Annotated in this window: 12 protein-coding genes; 7 read left to right on the top strand and 5 right to left on the bottom strand. The window is 61.8% G+C overall.

Annotation, left to right across the window (positions count from 1 at the left end; translation table 11 throughout):
* Nucleotides 1-24: 24 nt before the first annotated feature.
* Nucleotides 25-1,374, bottom strand: coding sequence for a M48 family metalloprotease (locus tag ASC80_RS07785; protein WP_244487200.1), 1,350 nt, complete (start codon nucleotides 1,372-1,374; stop codon nucleotides 25-27).
* Between the two features lie 217 nt (nucleotides 1,375-1,591).
* On the opposite strand from ASC80_RS07785, the gene ASC80_RS07780 reads away from it, so the two are divergent.
* On the top strand, nucleotides 1,592-2,785 hold the full coding sequence (locus tag ASC80_RS07780) for a pyridoxal phosphate-dependent aminotransferase (protein WP_056294678.1): 1,194 nt from the start codon (nucleotides 1,592-1,594) through the stop codon (nucleotides 2,783-2,785).
* 139 nt (nucleotides 2,786-2,924) lie between these two features.
* Here ASC80_RS07780 and ASC80_RS07775 read toward each other — a convergent pair whose 3' ends face one another.
* Nucleotides 2,925-5,924, bottom strand: a complete 3,000-nt coding sequence (locus ASC80_RS07775; protein WP_056295778.1) for an Rne/Rng family ribonuclease — start codon at nucleotides 5,922-5,924, stop codon at nucleotides 2,925-2,927.
* Nucleotides 5,925-6,682: 758 nt separating this feature from the next.
* Here ASC80_RS07775 and ASC80_RS07770 point away from each other — a divergent pair.
* The 4 genes from ASC80_RS07770 (at nucleotide 6,683) to ASC80_RS07755 (ending at nucleotide 12,838) form a co-directional block, all read left to right on the top strand.
* Nucleotides 6,683-7,912 (top strand): N-acetylmuramoyl-L-alanine amidase, encoded by a 1,230-nt coding sequence (locus tag ASC80_RS07770; RefSeq protein ID WP_056294676.1) that lies wholly within the window; start codon nucleotides 6,683-6,685, stop codon nucleotides 7,910-7,912.
* 209 nt (nucleotides 7,913-8,121) lie between these two features.
* Entirely contained in the window at nucleotides 8,122-10,614 is a 2,493-nt protein-coding gene (locus ASC80_RS07765) for a penicillin-binding protein 1A (protein WP_056294673.1), read from the top strand.
* Between the two features lie 78 nt (nucleotides 10,615-10,692).
* Nucleotides 10,693-11,824 (top strand): peptide chain release factor 2 gene (gene prfB / locus ASC80_RS07760; RefSeq protein ID WP_156464298.1). Its coding sequence is split into 2 segments (ribosomal slippage): nucleotides 10,693-10,761 and nucleotides 10,763-11,824, totalling 1,131 coding nucleotides; the frame shifts between segments, so codons are not numbered across the junction.
* A gap of 96 nt (nucleotides 11,825-11,920) precedes the next feature.
* Entirely contained in the window at nucleotides 11,921-12,838 is a 918-nt protein-coding gene (locus tag ASC80_RS07755; protein WP_056294668.1) for a DMT family transporter, read from the top strand.
* A gap of 10 nt (nucleotides 12,839-12,848) precedes the next feature.
* Here the strand turns inward: ASC80_RS07755 and ASC80_RS07750 are convergent, their stop codons facing one another.
* Entirely contained in the window at nucleotides 12,849-14,219 is a 1,371-nt protein-coding gene (locus tag ASC80_RS07750; RefSeq protein WP_056294666.1) for a M23 family metallopeptidase, read from the bottom strand.
* Between the two features lie 102 nt (nucleotides 14,220-14,321).
* Nucleotides 14,322-14,975, bottom strand: a complete 654-nt coding sequence (bcp, locus tag ASC80_RS07745; RefSeq protein ID WP_082512436.1) for a thioredoxin-dependent thiol peroxidase — start codon at nucleotides 14,973-14,975, stop codon at nucleotides 14,322-14,324.
* Between the two features lie 261 nt (nucleotides 14,976-15,236).
* Between bcp and ASC80_RS07740 the strand changes: the two genes are divergently transcribed.
* Nucleotides 15,237-18,866 carry a YhdP family protein gene (locus tag ASC80_RS07740; RefSeq protein WP_056295773.1) on the top strand — a complete coding sequence of 1,210 codons (3,630 nt, stop codon included), beginning with the start codon at nucleotides 15,237-15,239 and terminating at the stop codon, nucleotides 18,864-18,866.
* Nucleotides 18,867-18,878: 12 nt separating this feature from the next.
* Here ASC80_RS07740 and tyrS read toward each other — a convergent pair whose 3' ends face one another.
* Nucleotides 18,879-20,132, bottom strand: coding sequence for a tyrosine--tRNA ligase (gene tyrS / locus ASC80_RS07735; protein WP_056294663.1), 1,254 nt, complete (start codon nucleotides 20,130-20,132; stop codon nucleotides 18,879-18,881).
* 99 nt (nucleotides 20,133-20,231) lie between these two features.
* Here tyrS and ASC80_RS07730 point away from each other — a divergent pair, with 99 nt between their 5' ends.
* A complete protein-coding gene (locus tag ASC80_RS07730; protein ID WP_056294660.1) occupies nucleotides 20,232-21,347 on the top strand; it encodes an anhydro-N-acetylmuramic acid kinase in 1,116 nt (371 codons plus the stop codon).
* Nucleotides 21,348-21,459: the final 112 nt, after the last annotated feature.

The raw sequence follows: 21,459 nt of genomic DNA, 5'->3' as shown, positions 1-21,459 counted from the left end.
GGGAAATTCGCGTTACGCGAGGCGTCAGTTCTTGACCGGCTTGGTGTTCACAATGTCGTCCGCCCTGACCCATCCGGGCGAGCCGATGGCGAACCGCGTCTTCGCGCGAGAGGCAAGGTCGCGCGCCGTTTTGGCATCGCCTCGCAGATAGGCGGCCTGCGCGGAGGCGAGGTCAGCTTCAGCCAGATTGCCCCTCCGCCCGTAGGCCATCGCCAGTTGTGTATATCCGAGTGCGGCTTCCGGCTCCCGCGCCAACGCAGCGCGCAGAATCTTGATCGCTTCCTCAGCGTAGGCCTTGTTATCGGTTCCAACCAGCGCCTGGCCAAGTAACATCTCGATGAGCGGCGCGTTATGGGACAGTTGAACAGCTTTTCGCAACGGCGCAAGCGCTTCAGCCGGCTTGCCGCCTTCCAGCAAAGCCTGGCCCTTGAGTTCATGGAAATAGGGATTAGACGGCTCAGTTTTGATCAAGGCGTCGATCTGCGCAATGGCGGTGCGCGGATCGCCGTGACGGTATGCCGCAATCGCGCGGGCATAGCGCGCCGGCAGTGAGTTGTCGGAAATCGGGTAGCGGCGATAGACCGTTTCCGCCCGTTCCATGAAGCCCGACACCTTCGCCCGCATCATGTCATGCCGGTGCTGCAGGGCCGGATCATCCTTCTTGTCCCAATACGGACTTGAGCGCGCCAGTTCCTCCAGCGCGCGGACGCGTTCGACGGCCATCGGGTGGGACTGCATATAAGGGTCGGCGCCGCGCGTCGAGAACAGTCCCTGATCGGCAAAACGCTTGAAGGTTTCGTACATGCCCTTGGCCGACTGGCCCGTCGCGTTCAGGAATTTCACTGCGGCCTTGTCGGCGTTTTCTTCCTGTTGACGCTGGTAGGAGAGCAGCGAGCGCATGATAGCGGCTTGCGGCGCACTGATCGCCGCCGCGCCCGCGCTTCCGGCGCCGGATCGCGCGCCGGCAACCGCAGCACCAAGACCGAGCAGCATCGCGACGATCATCTGGGTTTGCGCCTGCGCGAGTTGCTGGCGCATCTTGGAGAGATGACCACCGGCGAGATGGCCGGTCTCGTGGGCAAGGACGCCGATGATCTGGTTGGGCGTCTCCGACTGGCGCAACGCGCCGTAGTTGACGAAAATCCGGCGCCCGTCGGCGACGAAAGCGTTGAATGTTCCGTCGTTGATGATTGCGACCTGAATGTTCTGCTTTTCCAGTCCGGCGGCGCGTAGAATGGGCCGGGTATAATCGCGCAGCAGTTGTTCGGTTTCGGTATCGCGTAAGAGCGGAGGGCCCTTGGCTCGGGTCTGGGCGGCAGCAGGCCAACTGGCCACCAGAACCGCCAGCGATGTCGCAACGGCGGTGGCGCGCATTGTGACTGTTTTCAGAGGGCTTGCCCGGAGGTGCCCGCCCGGGGTCATTCTGGTGTTATGCGTCATGGCTGGATTGCGGCATCGGGTCCGTAGGACGATGGAGCCCCGGATTGTAGGGTGCTAGGTAAAGAGTCTAACAATCCGCGGATTGCGGCAGGAGAGCGGCGTTTCGCCCGGCCTTTCCGGCGGAACAGACGAGACGGAATAGCAGAATTTCATGCTCGATATGACAACGCAACACAAGGCGAGGGCACTTCTCGCCCCCTCGAGCCGCGGGGACGTCCCGCCTTTCATGGTGATGGACGTGATGGCGGCTGCCGCCCGGATCGAGGCCGGCGGCGGACATGTTGTTCATATGGAGGTCGGACAGCCTGCGTCGCCCGCGCCGCAGGCGGCCCTCGCGGCAGCGCGCGGCGCGCTCGATTCCGGCCGGATCGATTATACGTCTGCGCTTGGCATTCCGTCGCTGCGCCAGCGGATCGCGCGACATTATCAAACCACGTACGGTTGCCCGATCGACCCCGAGCGGATTGTGGTCACCACCGGATCGTCCGGCGGGTTCATCCTTGCGTTTCTGTCGATGTTCGAGCCCGGCGACCGTGTCGCGGTGACCGTGCCTGGCTATCCGCCTTATCGCCACATCCTGACCGCGCTCGGCTGCGAGCCGGTGCTGATCGAAACCACCAGCGAGACGCGTCACGCGCTGACCGGAGAAATGCTGCTCGCCGCGCATCGCAAAGCGCCGCTGAAAGGTGTGCTGGTCGCAAGCCCGGCCAATCCCACCGGCACGATGATGACACGCGAGGCGCTGAGCGAACTGATGGCGGTAGCCGACAGCGAGAACATCCGCTTCATATCCGACGAGATTTATCACGGTCTCGACTATGCATTCCCGGCGGTCACCGCAGCGGAGCTGTCGCCGAATGCGCTGATCATTAATTCGTTCTCGAAGTACTTCTGTATGACCGGCTGGCGCGTCGGCTGGATGGTGGTGCCGGAGGCGCTCGTGCGTCCGATCGAACGGTTACAGCAGAACCTCGCGATCTCGGTGCCGACGTTGTCGCAGGTTGCGGCTGAGGCCGCGTTTGACGGCTGCGCCGAGATGGACGTCATCAAGCACGGCTATCAGAACAACCGCCGCATCCTGATTGAAGGCTTGCCGAAGGCCGGGCTCGACACGTTTCTTCCTGCCGACGGCGCGTTCTATCTTTACGCGGATGTGTCGAAATTTACCGATAACAGTCTCGATTTTGCGCGCGATATGCTGGAGCGCGCGCATGTCGCGGCAACACCGGGCATCGATTTCGATCCGGTTCATGGCCGTTCATTTATCCGGTTTTCCTATGCGAGTTCGACGCCGGACACCGTCGAGGCGGTCGCACGCATCACGCGCTGGCTCGCCAACGGCTGACTATCCGCCACTGACCAACCAAGGCCAACAGGCGTCACGCCTGTCGAAGGTCTGACGCGGTTTTCATAAGCGCAGGCAAACAAAAAACCGCCCGGACGATGCCGGGCGGTTTTCATTTGTCAGAAACGGTATGAGAGCGTCACTCGCCCGAGCGGCGCGACCACCAGCCGCGGCGCGGCGACGTTGTTTCCGTCGGGGCCGAAGATTGCGGCGAGGTTTCGATTGGCGTTACCGCCTCGGGCTCGGATGGCTTGCTCTCCGGTTCAGGCGGGTTTGCAGTTTCAGCCGGCGCTTCGCCGAACAGGAAGCTGACGCGCTCACGGACTGTGGAACGGCGGCGTGGCTTGCTGTCTTCGTCGGCCGTGGGCTCGGGGACGGGCGCGGGCTCCGGATTGGCAGGAATATCACGCTCCGAAAAATCGGCTCGCGGCTGCTCGACCGCGGGCGCGGCCAGATCGGCCACCGCTTCGCTGGCTTCGGAATCAGGCACCGGGCCGAGATCGTCGGCAATCGCGGCGACCAGACCTTCGTCGCCGGTTCCATTTTCATTGCCACCGCGACGACGGCGGCCGCCACGGCGTCCGCGGCGGCGCGGGCGTCGTTCGTCGCCGGCCGGCTGATCGGCGCGGGGAGCGCCGTCCTGATCCTCGGAGTCGTCGTCGCCGGAGTCATCTTCATTATCGGTTGCAACGTCGGCCGGCGTATCGGCGGCAACGCCGTTTGCATCCTGATCCTGGGTTGCATCGCGGCTGTCACTGCGACCGCGCCGGCGACGCCGACGCTTGCGTCGCGGACCATCGTCGCCCTCGGCATCGGAACGGCTGCCATTGGCGTCAGCAACGGCTTCGACCTCGTCGCCTTCGAATTCGACCTCGGCCTCGAACGTCTCGTCGATCTCGTCGTCAGCCGGTTCTTCGACCAGTGCCGGTGCGGCTGCGAGCTGGGCGGCCAGAACCGCTTTCGCAGCTTCAAGAGTATGGACCTGTTCACCGCGATCGATCACGAACGATTGCTGTCCACTGATGGTCGGGTCGGCGATGACGGCGAGCGTTACCTTGAAGCTGTTCTCGAGATCGCGCAGATGGCCTCGCTTGTGGTTCAGAACGTAGAGCGCCACGTCGGTGCGCGTGCGCACAGTGAGATTATGGGTCGCTCCCTTCATCAGGTTTTCTTCGAGGCCGCGCAGCAGTTGCAGCGCGACGGACGACACCGAGCGAACATGTCCGGTCCCGCCGCATTGCGCGCAGGGCTCGGTGGTGCTTTCCAGCACGCTGGCGCGGATACGCTGGCGTGACATTTCGAGCAGGCCGAAGTGCGAGATGCGTCCGACCTGGATACGCGCGCGGTCCTGGCGCAGGCAGTCGCTCATCTTGCGTTCGACGGAGCGGTTGTTGCGCTTCTCGTCCATGTCGATGAAATCGATCACGATCAGGCCCGCGAGATCGCGGAGCCGGAGTTGCCGCGCGACTTCCTCGGCGGCTTCGAGATTGGTCTTGAGCGCGGTATCCTCGATATGATGTTCGCGGGTCGAGCGTCCGGAGTTGACGTCGATCGAGACCAGCGCTTCGGTCTGGTTTATGACGATGTAGCCGCCGGATCGCAATGTCACGGTCGGCGAGAACATTGCGTCGAGCTGGCTCTCGACACCCATGCGGGAGAACAGCGGCTGGCCGTCGCGATACCGCTTCACCGCCCGCACATTGGACGGCATCAGCATCTTCATGAAATCACGGGCCTCGTTGTAGCCGGCCTCTCCGGCAACGAGCACCTCGTCGATTTCCTTGTTGTAGAGGTCGCGCAGCGAGCGCTTGATCAGCGAACCTTCCTCGTAAACGAGGGTCGGGGCCTGCGAATTGAGGGTGGTGTCGCGGACGGTTTCCCACATCCGGATCAGGTATTCGAAGTCGCGTTTGATTTCGGGCTTGGAACGGGACGCGCCGGCGGTACGCAGGATGATCCCCATGCCCTCGGGCACATCGAGATCCTGCACGACTTCCTTCAGACGCGAGCGGTCCTGGGCCGAGGTGATCTTGCGGCTGATGCCGCCGCCGCGCGCCGTGTTCGGCATCAGGACGGCATAACGGCCCGCCAGCGACAGGTAGGTGGTCAGTGCCGCGCCTTTGTTGCCGCGTTCTTCCTTGACGACCTGCACCAGCATTACCTGGCGGCGCTTGATGACTTCCTGGATCTTGTATTGGCGGCGTGGCCGGAAGGCACGCTCCGGAACTTCTTCGAGAACATCGTCGCCGCCGACTGACTCGACCATTTCGTCTTCGGCTTCCTCACCGTCGTCGTCATCATCATCGCTTTCGGCATCGTCGTCGTGATGCTCGTCGCCCTGCGGCGCAGCGTCATGAGTGTGCGCCGTGTCGATGTGATCATCGTGATCGTGGGCTTCATCGTGTCCGGTGTCTTGATCGTTGTGTTCGGCATCATCGGCCGGCGCAGCCGTCGCGACCGCAACAGCCGGGAACTCGGAGGTTTCCGGCTGTGTGGCAGAGATCTCGTCGGGAGTCAGATCGCCATGTGCCGTTTCCGCAGGCGCGGTGTCGGCAACTGCATGATCGGCGTAGTCGTTGGCTTCGGCATGGTCGTCACCATGCGCGTGATCATGACCGTGGCCGTTCTCGTGATCATGGTGGGCAGTTTCGCCATGTTCGTGATCATGCTCATGGCCGTGATCGTCGCCCTGATGTTCGGCGTGCGGCTGTGGCGCCTGCGACGGATCGGATGCCGCGCCCTCGACGATCTCGCTGCGTACGCGGTCGCCATTGCCACGGCGGCGCGCATTGCGATGACGCGACCGGCGGCGATTGGAACGGTTTTCCGATTCCTCTTCGGCTTCACGATGCGCGCGCTCGTCGGCCTCGATCAGAGCCTGACGGTCGGCGACCGGGATCTGATAATAGTCAGGATGGATTTCGCTGAAGGCGAGGAAGCCGTGGCGGTTGCCGCCGTATTCGATGAAGGCGGCCTGAAGCGATGGCTCTACACGCGTGACCTTGGCGAGATAGATATTGCCGCGGAGTTGTTTGCGCTGGGCAGATTCGAAATCGAACTCTTCAACGCGATTGCCACGGACCACGACGACCCGGGTCTCTTCCGGGTGAGTGGCATCGATCAACATTTTGTTGGGCATGTGGGGGCTCTTGACGGCGGACGGCACGCGTGGCGGCCAGCGCGAAACGCGCGGCCGGGAGACACGACGGTCCACCTGATTCGGGGGTGAGGGGAAGGCCGAAACGCCGCCCGTGACACCATGCCGAATTCAACCCAAGCAAAGATCGGCGCGGAAAAGATTCGCGCCGCTTTGCGGTGGTTGCAGAGGTCCGGAACAGGACCCCGGTCGGCATTACAGTCTGGCGCATCGAGCGTCGGCCCGTCTGATCAGTGGGCGGCAAAGGCGCCGCCGTATTTCTCGCTGCCGGAGCCGGATCGCGCCTCTTTGATGGAAGGCACGCATTGGCTTTCGTGAATGTCATGGCCCTTCGGGCCAGGGTTGCCGGTCGTCTGGTGGCCGCTGGTGCCAAAAACCGCCGCTCCGTATCAGCCGCGCGCTGCGCTGGCAGGGAGGGGTCGGAAGGTACGCTGGAACCTCTGAACATCTTGCGAATGAGGATGGTCGAGGGGCCGGCGCTGCACCGGAAGGCTGAACGCGATACAACCGGAAGTTTAAACCGTCAGCTCCCGATACATACGTTGATTGGCCCGCGCTGGCAAGGGAAGCGTCACGCCCCTGCAACACTGCGCCTTATTTCGTCCCGGCCAGGTAAGGGCTGGTTAACCGTCGAGTCCTATTGCGGTAAGAGGGCTCTCGGGGAGGCGGGTGATTCATTGAAAAACCAAGCAAACACGCGGGTTCTGCCTAAGGTCGCGTTCCTTTGCACTGCACTGGCGATGATTGCCGGGGGGCACCCCGCACAGGCTGTAGAAACGGCTCCCGCTCGTCCAGTGGTTGCGGATGCGCTGCCGATCGCTTCGGATGTGCGCCTTGCCGGAGATGCTCAGCAGACCCGATTCATTCTCGATCTCGACCGCAAGATTGACGTCCGCGCCTTTGTGCTCGCCGATCCATATCGTGTCGTTCTCGACATTCCGCAGGTGGCCTTTCAGCTCGCACCGGGCGTGGGGCAGGCAGGCCAGGGCCTGATCCGGGCTTTCCGTTATGGGCTCGTGATGCCGGGCGGATCGCGGATCGTTTTCGATCTCACCGGTCCGGCAAAAATCGAGAAATCTTATGTCCTCGATCCCGCCAATGGACAGCCGGCCCGGCTGGTCGTCGAACTTGCCGCGGTCGATCGCGCCGCGTTCAATGTGACCCCCGATGGCGCCGACACGCCGAAATTGCGCAAGACGGTTCTCGCTGACGCCAGTCCCGACGCGACCGGAGCCACATCCGATGCTGCCAAGGCCGCCGATTCACGGCCGGTGATCGTCATCGATCCCGGACATGGCGGCATCGATAACGGCACCGTTGCCGGCAGCGGAGAAAACGAGAAGTCGCTGGTGCTCGAATTTGCCCTGTCGCTCCGCGACCGGATCGAAAAGACCGGCCGCTATCGGGTGGTCATGACCCGCGACGACGACACCTTCGTACCGTTGGGCGAGCGGGTCAAAATTGCCCGGGCCCAGGCGGCGGCGCTGTTCGTCTCGATCCACGCCGATTACCTTCCGAAGAAGGAAGGCGATGCGCAGGGCGCAACGATCTACACGCTGTCGGACAAGGCCTCCGACTCCGAAGCCGAACGGCTCGCGGAATCCGAGAACAAGGCGGACGCCATCGCGGGCATCGATCTGAGGGAAGAGCCTGCCGCCGTTGCCGATATCCTGATCGAACTGACGCAGCGGGAAACCCGGGCGTTTTCGAGCCGGTTCGCCAAGACCCTTGCCGGTCAGATGAAACTGGTAGCGCGGATGCACAAACATCCCTTGAAATCAGCCGGTTTCAGGGTCCTCAAAGCTCATGACGTGCCCTCGGTACTCGTTGAACTGGGCTATGTCTCGAACAAGGAAGACCTTCATCAACTGGTGTCCGAGCAGTGGCGCACCCGAACGATCGGTTCCATGGTTCATGCCATGGACATGTTTTTCGGTAAGCGGGTCGTGTCCGGCGGACTGGCGGAATGACGGAGCGGTTGCCGGGTGAAGCCCTAGTTTGGCCACAGCGGCGGTTCTATAAAAACCCACAGGACAGCAGCAGAATCGTTCACACGCGGCCGGTACCGGGATGCTATACATCCCCGGACGGCATCAGGTTTGAGGCCGCTTCGGCATACTGCCTTCCGGCGTCGCGGCGCGGATTTCGCCGCGGATAAGTTCAAGACGGATATTCGAGAATGCGGTTGCTGTTGCGATTCATGGGATTTCTGTTCGCGGCGGGCACGATCCTGTTTCTGGTCGGCGTCGCCGCGACCGCCGGGCTGATCTGGCATTTCTCCAAGGATCTGCCGGACTACTCGCAGCTCCAGGATTATGAACCGCCGGTGATGACGCGCGTCCACGCCGCCGATGGCGCGCTGCTCGCGGAATTCTCGAAGGAGCGGCGGCTTTATCTCCCGATCCAGGCGATCCCGAAGTCGGTCATCAATGCCTTCCTCGCCGCTGAAGATAAAAATTTCTACGAGCATGGCGGCATCGATTTCCTCGGCATGGGCCGTGCGGCGCTTCTTTATGCGCAGAACTACGGCTCGAACCGACGGCCGCAAGGCGCTTCGACGATCACGCAACAGGTCGCCAAGAACTTTCTGCTGACCAACGAGGTCTCGTTCACCCGCAAGATCAAGGAAGCGCTGCTGGCGATGCGTATCGAGCGCGCGTACAGCAAGGACAAGATTCTCGAACTGTATCTCAACGAAATCTATCTCGGCCTTGGTGCCTACGGCATCGCGGCTGCTTCGCTGGTCTACTTCGACAAGTCGGTCAACGAATTGACGCTTGCGGAGTCCGCTTACCTGGCGGCCCTGCCGAAGGCTCCGGCTGCGCTGCATCCGGTACGCAATCGCGAGCGCGCGATTGAGCGCCGCAACTACGTGATCGATCGCCTCCTCGAGAACGGCTGGATCAAGCAGGCCGATGCTGTCGCAGCACGCAAGGAACCGCTGGTCGTGACCTCGCGCTCGAATGCGGCACATATTTTCGCCGGCGAGTATTTCGCCGAGGAAGTCCGCCGCGATGTGTTCGAGCGTTACGGCGAAAAGAAACTCTATGAGGGCGGCCTGTCGGTCCGCACCACGCTTGACCCGAAAATCCAGGTCATGGCGCGTAAGGCGATGGTTGCCGGACTCGTCCGCTACGACGAGGAACGCGGCTGGCGCGGAGCACAGACCAAGATCGAGTTGAACGGCGACTGGGGCGTGAAGCTCGCGGAAGTGAAGTCGCTCAGCGATATTTCTCCATGGCGTATGGCCGTCGTTCTGGAGTCGAACGACCAGTCGGCGCGGATAGGCTTTCAGCCTGGACGCGAACTCGGCGGCGCAATTTCCAAGGATCGTGAGACCGGCCTCGTCACGCTCGAAGGCGTGAAGTGGGCGAAGGCGGCATCGGGACCGACTCGCTACAAGACTCCGACCAAGGTGTCTCAGGTGTTGTCACCGGGCGATGTTGTCTACGTCGACCCGTTGCTCGGCAAGGATGGCAAGCCGGAAGACGGCCAGTACAGGCTGCGGCAGGTTCCAGAAGTCTCCGGCGCGATGGTCGCGATGGATCCGTGGACCGGACGTGTCGTTGCGATGGTCGGCGGCTTCTCGTTCGATCAGAGCCAGTTTAACCGCGCGACACAGGCCTATCGCCAGCCGGGATCGTCGTTCAAGCCGATCGTCTATTCGACGGCGCTCGATAACGGTTACACGCCGTCCACCGTCGTGGTTGACGCACCGATTGAAATCGATCAAGGGCAGGGCGCCGGGATCTGGCGGCCGGAAAACTATTCGACAGGTAAGTACTACGGCCCGACCACGCTGCGTAATGCTCTGACGCGCTCACTCAACACCGTGACAGTGCGTCTCGCACAGGACATCGGCATGCCTTTGATCGGCGAATATGCCAAGCGCTTCGGTGTTTATGACGATCTGCCGAATTATCTATCGTACGCGCTGGGGGCCGGCGAAACGACGGTCATGCGCATGGTCACGGCGTATTCGATGTTTGCCAACGGCGGAAAGCGGGTGAAGCCGACGTTGATCGACCGCATTCAGGACCGCTACGGACACACGATCTATCGTCACGACCAGCGTGAGTGCCGCGGTTGCGACGCCCCCGGCGGCTGGAAGGACCAGCCTGAGCCGAAACTCATCGACCGCCGCGAGCAGGTCCTCGATTCGATGACGGCGTATCAGATCACGTCCATGATGGAGAGCGTTGTCCAGCGCGGCACGGCCACCGTGGTGCGCGATGTCGGCAAGCCGATCGCCGGTAAGACAGGTACCACCAACGACGAGAAGGATGCGTGGTTCATCGGCTTCTCGCCGGATCTCGTGGTTGGCGTCTACGTCGGCTACGACAAGCCGCGCAACCTCGGCCGTGGTGCGACCGGCGGTCATCTCGCCGCGCCGATCGCGCGCGACTTCCTGAAGATGGCGCTTGCCGACAAGCCGGCCGTGCCGTTCAAGATTCCCGCCGGCATCAAGCTGATCCGGGTCGATGCGAAGAGCGGAATGCGGGCGGGACCAGGCAGCAGCGGGCAGACGATCCTCGAGGCCTTCAAGCCGGGTACCGCGCCGCCGGACAACTACTCGATCATCGGCGTCGCTGACGCGGACGGACGGCCACTCAGCGTATCGCCCGATGCCGATCGCGCGATTATCCGCTCCGGGACCGGCGGCCTGTATTAACCGGATTGCGCCGGGCCGCTTCCGCCGCTAAATGCTCCCATTCGTGAAAGCTGCCGTCGCAGCAAAACCGGATTTGTCATGCGCCCTGAAATCGAACGCCTTGTCGAAGAGATCAAGCAGTCAGTCGGGCTGCTGAGGAGGCATCTTTGACGTCGACGCCTCAACGGCACGCCTCGCCGAACTGAACAATCTCGCCGAAGACCCCGATCTCTGGAACGATCCGCAGAAAGCCCAGAAGCTGATGCAGGAGCGGACCTCGCTCGAGAGTCAGCTTACCGGCATCGGCAAGGTCGATCGCGAACTGGAAGATCAGGTCGGCATGATCGAGCTCGGTGAAGCCGAGGGCGACGAATCCGTCGTCACCGAAGCCGAGAATGCGCTGAAGGCGCTTAAGAAAGACGTCGCCCGTCAGGAGCTTGAAGCGCTGCTCTCTGGCGAAGCGGACAAGTTCAACACCTATCTCGAAGTCCATGCAGGCGCTGGTGGCACCGAAAGTCAGGATTGGGCTTCGATGCTGCTGCGTATGTATACGCGCTGGGCGGAAAAGCGCGGCTTCAAGGTCGAATATCTCGAAGAGACGCAGGGTGAAGAAGCCGGCATCAAATCGGCGACCATTCAGATCAGTGGTCACAACGCTTATGGCTGGCTGAAGACAGAAGCGGGCGTGCATCGGCTGGTGCGAATCTCGCCGTTCGATTCCAACGCGCGGCGACACACGTCGTTTTCCAGCGTTGCGATCTTTCCGGTCGTCGATAACTCCATCAAGATCGACATCGCGGAATCCGACGTTCGCGTCGATACGATGCGTTCAGGCGGTGCCGGCGGCCAGCACGTCAACAAGACCGAATCGGCGGTCCGGCTCACCCATATTCCGACCGGAGTTGCAGTGGTCTGTCAGGCCGGCCGCTCCCAGCACAAGAACAAGGCGCAGGCCTGGGACATGCTGCGCGCTCGATTGTACGAGATCGAACTGAAAAAGCGCGAAGAGCAGGCCGCGGCCGATCAGGCCGCCAAGACCGACATTGGCTGGGGGCACCAGATTCGCTCCTACGTGCTGCAGCCTTACCAGATGGTGAAGGACCTGCGCACCGGTGTGCAGACGTCGGACACTTCGGGCGTACTCGACGGCGATCTCGACGAGTTCATGGCCGCGACGCTTGCGCAGAAGGCTTTCGGCACCGCGCCCGGTGCGATCGAGGATGTCGACTAGGCTCGCCTGCATCCGATTCTGGATGGCTTATCGTGAACCGGGTGGTTTTGTGGCCCGCCGCCGCGTAAGCCTGTTCACGGAAACAGGCGGGGCGAAATGCCGGCGATTGATGTTCAGATGGATGCCCGCGATAGGTCGCGGCTGGTCTTCCTTTCCGTGTTGTGGGGGGCGACCTTTTTCTTCACCAGCCTTGCGCTCCGGGAATTGCCGCCGCTCACGCTGGTTTTCCTTCGGCTGACGATCGCGACGCTGATTCTGTTGCCGATCATTTGGCTTCACAAGATCAAATTGCCATCCAGCATAGCGGGCTGGCAGCCTTACGCCGTGATGGCGCTGATCAACAATGTGATTCCGTTTTCCCTGATCGTCATGGCGCAAACCTACATCCCGAGCGGGATGGCCTCGGTGCTGAATGCGACGACTCCGGTTTTCACCGTTCTGGTTGCCGCAGCATTTGGCGATGAACGTTTGATTCTGCGGCGCGTGGTCGGCGTTTTGCTCGGTCTGACCGGCGTTATCGTCCTGCGTGGTTTTACGTTCGAGATCGACAGCGATCAGACGATCGGCATCCTGCTGAGTCTCGGCGCGACGGTCTCGTTCGGGTTTTCGGCGCTATGGGCAACTCGCAAACTGACAGGAAAGCCGCCGTTGGCGACGGCGACGTTTCAGCTGATGTCGGCGAGCGTTATGATGCTTTGCCTCGCAGTGATCTTTGACAGGCCATGGCAATTGGAGATGCCGGGGGTCGTGACATGGTCGGCAATTCTCGGTCTTGCCTCGCTATCGACAGCACTTGCGTTCATCGTCTTCTTTCAGATCATCATTCGATCGGGCGCGAGCACCGTGATGCTGGTGACGCTTCTGGTTCCGGTGAGCGCCATTCTTCTCGGATATTTTATCCTTGGCGAGTACATCGCGACCCGCGAGATCATCGGCGCGTTGATCATCGGCAGTGCACTGCTGGTCATGGACGGGCGGATATTCCATCTGTTCAGGCGATCGAGAAAAGCCTGATTCCGGTTCATCAGCCTTGCGCGAAACGGACGCCCGCGCGCAGGAATTTCTGTGGGTCAACTGCGACGCCATCGATGCGTGTTTCGTAATGCAGATGCGGACCGGTGGAGCGCCCGGTCGATCCGACTTCGCCGATCACGTCACCGATCTTGACCGCCTGGCCGACCTTGACGCCGATCTCGGAGAGATGGCCATACCGGGTCGACAGACCATTGCCGTGATCGACTTCGACCATCCGGCCATAACCGCCGGCCCATCCGGCGGATACTACCTTGCCGTTGGCGGTTACGCGCACCGGGTCACCTTTGGCGGCGCGGAAATCCAGCCCGGTGTGCATGGCGGGTCGCCCAAGGAAGGGATCGGACCGCACGCCAAAGCCTGAGGTGAATTCGACCTGTCCGACCACCGGTTTTCGGTAGGGAACGAGTGCGAGCGTTCGTGTCATGCGGTCGGCTTCCGAGCGCGTCAGATTAATCTGGTACAGCTGACGCTCGAACGCTCCGGCATTGTGCGGCGGTTTGACGGGAATGAAGGGACCGCCCACGCCGCCTTTGGGAGCCGCTGCGGCCATGCGGTTCATGTTCAGGCCGAGATCCGTGAAGACACCGCGCATACGGCGCAAGCGGGATTCGTATTTGTCTTCCAGCGAGGCGAGTGCGGCGGTCTGGCGGTTTTCGATTCGATCAAGCGATGTCTGGAGTTTGGCGAGCGTGCCGTCGGCGATCGGCGCCTTTGCGAGCCGCGTCGCGGGGGCATCCACAGCAGGGCGGCGCGATTCCAGCCGCGCTTCACGATCCGGCGGCGCCACGAACATCATGGTGTCGCTGATCGGCGAGGGCTTCGGCGTTCCGCGCGAATGGCTGTCGCTGGCCGAGGATGTCCGCGACGGCTTGACCGATCCGGTCACCGAGATGTCGGGGAGTGTGCCCAAGGCATTGGTGCGCGATTCGAGAACCGCCTGGCGCTTGATGATCTGGCTAAGCTTCTGGTCGTACTGCTCCTGATCGAGCAACTGGCGGCTCGTGGTGCGATCGATCCGCGAACGCAGTTCAGCGATGCGATCCTCGTAGGCGTACTGCATGTCGGCCTGACGGGCGATCAGCCGGGTCAGGACGTCGTCGCGAAATGCGAAATAGGTGGCGGTTGCGGCCGACCACGCTCCCATGATGATAATCGAACCCGCCACGATCCAGAACACTACCGGGCCAACCCGGATCTGCCTGCCATGATGGACAAGGGCATAGTCGTTGCCGTCGCTGTTGCCCTCTTGGCGCGGGCGGGGGTGAACATGAGCTTGGGCCGGGCGGCGCTGGGCGGGCCTCGCATGGTCGTGCGTATGACGTTGAGAATGTTGGGGATATTGGCCAGACCGGTACGACATCAGCACTCCTGCGCCAACAGATGTACGGATCCTGTTGACTTACTTCCGACGCCGATTTGACCCCGCCATGGTTAATTTTCGGAAAATGAAGTGCGACGAATTCTATAGTGCGCGAGCTGCGGCGAGCACCTCGCCGGCGTGTCCGGGCACGCGGACATTGCGCCAGATCCGGGCGATTGTTCCGTCGGAGTCAATCAGAACTGTTGTGCGAACAATTCCCATAAAGATCTTGCCATACATGGATTTTTCTCCCCAGACACCGAACCGTTCGAGCGTCTGGTGCTCCTCGTCTGAAGCGAGCGGGACGGCGAGGCTGTGTTTGTCCCTGAACTTGTTCTGAGCTTTGACCGGGTCCGCCGAGATACCGAGGACAGCCGTTTGGCTCGCGGCAAAAGCGTCGGCGAGGCGGCTGAAATCCATCGCCTCAAGGGTGCAGCCGGGCGTGTCGGCCCGCGGATAGAAAAAGATCACCAGCTTTCGGCCCGCATAATCCGCGAGCGACACCGATTCTCCGCCATCGCGCGGCAGGAGAAACGCTGGGGCCGGATCGCCCTCGGCCAGTCCGCCGACCTTGCGGATCGCGGCTTTCTTTGTGGTCAGCTTCTTCGCAGGCTTGCCGGCACCCTTTCGGTCGACGGTCTTTTTTGCCGCATCCGTCCCGCCGGCAGGCGTTTTGGCGGAGGCTTTCCGGAGCGCCCGTCCGGACTCGGCCGTGGTCGGCGTGTTTCCTGTTTTCTTGCGCGTTTTCTTGGGCATACGCCTTCCTTTCGTCGCTTTCAGCGGGTCTTTTATCTCGATATAGCAACAGTCGTCAGGCGCTATTTCAGGGTTCTGCTGCTGTGCAAATCTGCGGCTCCCGGGGTATGCTGACAAGGGAATCCCAGCGTCCATTGTCGGACGGGTTACAATTGCAAACGAGGATTGGCAGCGATGCCGCCGAACGAGCGATCGTCAAAGATCGACGCTCACAAGCCCGGCGGGAGCCAGACTCATACTCAGCGCCAACCTCGCAGGTCGATGCCAGACTCCGATCCGAAAAAAGCATCGCAAACCCGAGCAACCGAGCGACATTTGCGCTGGGATGATATCGCCTGGTGCCATGAAGACGAGGTGGCGAGCAATCAGGCGCGCAAGCTGCTGAAGCGCCGTGGTTTCGGATGGCACCGGACACGAGACCGGATACGTGCATTCAACAGGCGAATGTTCGTCCAACCCTGGGTCAGACGAACCGCCATGGTCGTCGCGGGTCTGGCGCTTCTGTTCTTTGTCGGGTTCGGTGGCTTGTGGCTGCGGCTTGGCGCAGGGCCGATCAATCTGGACATCGCAACGCCGTGGCTCGCTTCGGCGATCGAGGAAAACCTCGGCCACGATCACACCGTCGAAGTCGGCGGCACGCAGATCGAGCGCGCGGGCCGAATCCGAATCGCGGTGCGGGTGCGCGATATCGTCGTGCGAGACAGCAGTCATGCGATCGTCGCCAGCGCACCGAAGGCGGAAGTCAAGTTGTCGGGCACCGCGCTCATGCTGGGGCAGCTGCGCGCGGAGACTCTCCGTCTCGTCGGCGCTGAACTGTCGGTACGCATCACGCCAGACGGTGATGTGATCGTCTCGACTGGCAACAATTCTCAGCCGCTTGCGACCGGCAAGGTTCCGGCGCGTCCCGGCGTTGCGGTTCCGGGTGCAACAGTCGCCGAATCTGCCGGCGTTCCCTCGCAATCCCCGGCCGCATCTTCGTCAGCTACGACGAATGTCCGAACAAGCGGTCTGCTTGCGGTGCTGGACTGGCTCGATAGCATTGGCTCCAAGGGACTGGACGGTCAGAGCCTCAACGAAATCGGATTGCGCAACGGTGTCCTCACCGTCGATGACCAGCAAAGTAAAAACCGTTTCACGTTTAATAACATCACCCTGACGCTGCGCCGCCCGACATCCGGCGGCGTGGCTTTGAGTGTCGGCGAGGAAGGCAAGCAGGCGTGGTCGCTCAAGGTCGGCGTCGGCGCTCCGTCCAACGGCGTTCGCGCCGTGGAGGTGGTTGCCGACAAGGTTCCGACCAAAAATCTCCTGCTGGCGATGCGTCTGAAGGATTTCAGTTTCACCGCTGAAGATATGCCGCTCTCGGCGCAATTGCGCGGTGAAATCGGCCGCGATGGATTGCCGACCTTCCTCAAGGGCGAACTCCTGGTGGGTGAAGGGAATGTCGTCGACAGGAATGTGCCCGAATATCCGATGCATATCGATCGCATCGAGGCCAAACTTGAATGGGACGCCGGACGGCGCGTCATGACTGCACCATTCCAGGTAACTTCGGGAGCCAACCGCATCACGTTGCTGGCGCACCTTGAGCCGCCGAACGGCAATATTCCGAACTGGCAGCTTGGCTTGAGCGGCGGCACCATTGTCCTGACCGATATCCACGACGCTAATCCCGTGATCTTCAATCGCGTCGCGGTGCGTATCCAGTTCGATACGCCCGGCCGACGGGTGCTGCTGACACAATGCGATATCAGCAACGGGGATATCGGTGTCGCAGGATCCGGTGCGCTCGACTATTCGGGTCCCGAGGCCCGGCTCAAGCTGGGACTGGCGACGACGGCGATGCCGGCCACGGCATTCAAGAACATCTGGCCGATTCTGGTGGTGCCTGAAGTGCGTGAATGGACCATCCAGCGCATCGGCGGCGGAACGCTCCAGCATCTCGACATTGCGGTGAACGCGCCGATCCATACGCTCGCGCGCGGTGGGCCTCCGATTCCGGACGAGGGCTTGTCGGTGAATTTCTCGGCGAGCAACGTGGTGCTGACACCGCTCGATGATCTGCCATCAGTCCGGGATGCCGACCTCAAGGGACGTATTTCTGGACGCACCGCGAGGGTGACCATCGGGCAGGGCATGGTCGATACGCCTTCGGGCCGTAAGATGAATCTTTCCGACGTGGTGTTCGAGGTTCCGGACCTTGTGCCAAAGCCGGCACCCGCCCGTGTCCGCTTCAAGGTCGAAGGGCCGGTGCCCGCAGCTGCGGAAATCCTGCGGTCGGACCGGCTGAGCGACGTCAACAGCGCGTTGATCGACCCCAGTTCCAGCAAGGGAACGGTCGCGGCAGTGGTGACGCTGAACATGCCGCTGAAGAACGCGCTGACCAAGGAAGATACTGTCTATTCCGTCAGCGTCGATCTCGGCGCGCTTGCTGTCGACAAGCTGGCGATGAACCAGAAGCTGGAGGCGAATTCGCTCAAGGTCGTTGCCGACAATCAGGGGGTGCGCGTCAAGGGTGACGTCAAGATCGCGGGTCAGCCCGCCGCACTGGACTATCGCAAGAACGCTGATGGCGACGCGGATATTCGCGTTGCCGCAACCCTCGACGATGCCAGTCGCGCGCGCCTTGGCGTCGATCTCGGCTCTGCGGTCAGCGGCGCTATTCCGATCAAACTCACCGGAAAGATCGGAGAAGGTGACCACGAGAACAAGTTCGGCGTCGAGGCGGATCTGACAGCGGCGCGCATCGACAACATTCTTCCGGGCTGGACCAAGGTTGCGGGCAAGGCCAGCAAGGTCACTTTCAATGTCGTTCAGAAGCCGCAGGGAACACGGTTCGAGGACATTGTCATCGAAGGCAACGGCGCTTCGATCAAGGGTGCCCTCGAGGTCGATCAAAACAACGACATCGTCAGCGCCTCGTTCCCGACCTTCTCGCCCTCGGAAGGCGACAAGGCGACACTAAAGGCCGACCGGGCCGCGGATGGGACGCTCAAGGTCGTGATGCGTGGTGACGTGTTCGACGGGCGCGGCTTCATCAAGGGCGCGATGTCCGGTAAGGATGCCGACTCCAAGACCAAGCAAAAAATGATCGATATCGATGTCGACGCAAAACTCGGCGCCGTTGCCGGCTTCTACGGCGAGGCCATTCGTAGCCTTGACGTCAAGCTGTCGCGCCGCAACGGCACGATCAAGACGTTTTCGCTCAACGGCAAGCTCGGGCGGGATACGCCAGTAACCGGCAGCCTGCGTTCACGCACGCAAGGCGGCCGAGAAGTTCTATATCTCGAAACCAATGACGCCGGCGCGTTCTTCCGCTTCACGGACACCTATCCGAAAATGTTCGGCGGCAACATGTGGGTCGCCCTGGATCCGCCGACGGCTGACTCCGCGCCGCAGGAAGGATTGCTCAACGTCAGCAACTTCAAGATCAAGGGCGAGGCAGCGCTCGATCGTGTCGTGGCTAATGGCGGGGGTGCAAGTCAGTCCGGCGTCGGCTTCTCGGCGATGCGCACGGAGTTCACCCGGCAGACAGGCGAATTGCGCATCAAGGATGGTGTCGTTCGCGGCCCGAGCGTCGGCGCGACCATCGAAGGCAGCATCGACTATCGCGCCAATCAGGTACGCATGAGCGGCACGTTCGTGCCGATGTACGGATTGAACAATATCTTCGGCCAGATTCCGATCGTCGGACTGGTGCTCGGAGGTGGCAGCAATGAAGGCCTGATCGGGATCACCTACGAGGTGGTCGGCACCCCCGGCGCGCCGGTGCTCCGGGTCAATCCGATTTCGGCGATGGCGCCCGGCGTGTTCCGCAAGATCTTCGAATTCGGCACTGGAAAGCAGGCAATGCCGCCGGACTTCGCCTCCGATCCGCCGAACATCAACCGCTAGTAACGCTTGCCGTCAGACCGGCTTCAACAGCACGTGTCGCTTGCGGCCCATCGACAGCTTGACCACGCCCTCGGGCGTCAGATCGGTCTTCGACAAGGTCATTTTCTCGTCGGTCACCGCAACGTCGTTGACGCGCAGGCCGCCACCCTTGATCTGGCGCCGCGCTTCACCGTTCGATGCGACAAGGCCCGCTTTCACAAACAATCCCACGACCCCAATGCCGGAGGCAAATTCGGCGGCCGACACTTCCAGCGTTGGCAGGTCGCTCGCAATGGCGCCTTGCTCGAAGGTCTGCCGCGCGGTCTCGGATGCCGTTTCGGCGGCTGCACGGCCGTGAACCAGTGCTGTCGCTTCGGTGGCGAGCACCTTCTTGGCTTCGTTGATGTCCTGTCCCTTGAGCGCGGCGAGCTTGGCGATCTCATCCAGCGGCAGCACCGTGAACAACTTGAGGAAACGCTCGACGTCGCCGTCTTCAGTGTTACGCCAGTACTGCCAGTAATCGTATGGGCTGACGAGATCGGCATTGAGCCACAGCGCGCCGGCGGCCGTCTTGCCCATCTTGGCGCCGGACGATGTGGTGAGAAGCGGAGAGGTCAGTGCGAACAATTGCGCGCCCGCCATGCGGCGGCCGAGATCGATGCCGTTGACAATGTTGCCCCATTGGTCCGAGCCGCCCATCTGCAGCACGCATCCGGTACGCTTGTGTAGCTCGACGAAATCGTAGGCCTGCAGCAGCATGTAGTTGAATTCGAGGAACGACAATTCGTGCTGCCGCTCCAGTCGCAATTTCACCGAGTCGAACGACAGCATCCGGTTGACGGAGAAATGCTTGCCGACATCGCGCAGAAAATCGATGTAATTGAGCGGCGCCAGCCAGTCGTTGTTGTTGAGCATCAGCGCGTCGGTCTTGCCGTCGCCGAACGTCAGGAATTTATCGAACACGGTGCGGATGCCGGCGAGGTTGGCGGCAATGTCGGCATCGGTCAGGATCTTGCGGCTCTCATCCTTGCCGGACGGATCGCCGACGCGGGTGGTGCCGCCGCCCATCAGCGCGATAGGTTGGTGGCCGGTCTGCTGCATCCAGCGCAGCATCATGATCTGGAGCAGATGGCCGACATGAAGCGACGCCGCAGTGCAGTCAAATCCGATATAACCCGTGATAGGTCCCTTGACCGCGAGCGCGTCCAGCGCATCGGGTTCGGAGACCTGATGGATGAAGCCCCGGGCCTGCAGGACGTTCAGGAATTCGGATTTGTAAGCACTCATTTAAGGATACTCGTGTGAGGTCGCGCCCGATCGGGCCGGCCTGTGGTGTATCAGGTTGAGCGTCGGATTCAACCGAGCGGGCGAGATCGGGGAACAGATGTGCTGACAGCAATTGGTCTGATGAGCGGAACGTCCCTGGATGGCGTCGATGTCGCATTGCTGAAAACCGATGGCGAACTGCTCGGCGGTTTTGGTCCCACCGGCTATAGGGTCTATTCCGCTGCCGAGCGCGTGTTGTTGAGGGAGGCACTGGCTGTCGCCGCCACGCTCTCCGGCCGCGACGCACGTCCCGGCGTGGTCAGGGATGCTGAGCGGCTGGTGACAGACGCACACGCCGAAGCGGTTGAGTCATTTCTGACGCAACACCGTCTTGCCCGTAGCGATATCGACGTTGTCGGGTTTCATGGGCAGACGGTTTTGCACCGCCCGGCAGATCGATTGACGGTCCAGATCGGTGACGGTGACGCGTTAGCGAAGGCGCTGCAATTCCCGGTCGTGTTCGATCTGCGCGCCGCCGATGTCGCAACAGGCGGGCAGGGCGCGCCGCTGGTGCCGGTTTATCATCGCGCGCTGGTCCGGACGCTCGATCGTGTGGGCCCCGTGGCGGTACTCAATATCGGCGGAGTCGCGAATATCACCTACGTCGACGGTGATACGCTGATCGCCTGCGATACCGGTCCTGGCAACGCCTTGCTCGATGACTTCATGCTGCGCACGATTGGCGAGGCTGTCGATCGCGATGGTCGACATGCAGCGCGCGGACGCGTTGACGAAAACTGGATTGCACGTGCGATTGACCATCCGTTCTTCAAAACGCTTCCGCCGAAATCGCTCGATCGCAATGCCTTTGCGGCGTTGACCGTCGACACCACGATCCCGGATGACGGCGCGGCGACGCTGACAGCATTCACGGCCGCCTCAATCGCTCGCATTGTCGAGATGCTGCCTGCACCACCCAAAAGTTGGATCGTGGCCGGCGGGGGTGCCAACAACCCGACCCTGATGCGGATGCTGGACCAGCGGCTTGCACCGGCTGTCGTCGAGACGGCGACTGGGTCCGGTTGGTTGGGAGATGCCATCGAGGCTCAGGCTTTTGCCTATTTGGCCGTGCGCAGTCTGAAAGGTTTGCCGCTGACATTTCCCGGCACCACGGGGGTGATACGGCCGCTAACCGGCGGGGTTCTCGCGAAACCGGGATTTAATGCAAGTGCATGAAACTTGACGGGACGTCAGCGACCGCGTTATTTGAATGCATCTGCATTTAATTAGCGAGTTCGTTATGCCCTCCCCGGAAGCAATCATCATTGGCCTTCACCTGCTGCAGGTG

This window comes from Afipia sp. Root123D2, assembly GCF_001425835.1.
Taxonomy (GTDB): Bacteria; Pseudomonadota; Alphaproteobacteria; order Rhizobiales; family Xanthobacteraceae; genus Afipia.
The sequence above is the reverse complement of the archived record's forward strand: the minus strand, read 5'-3'. Positions and strand labels throughout refer to the sequence as shown.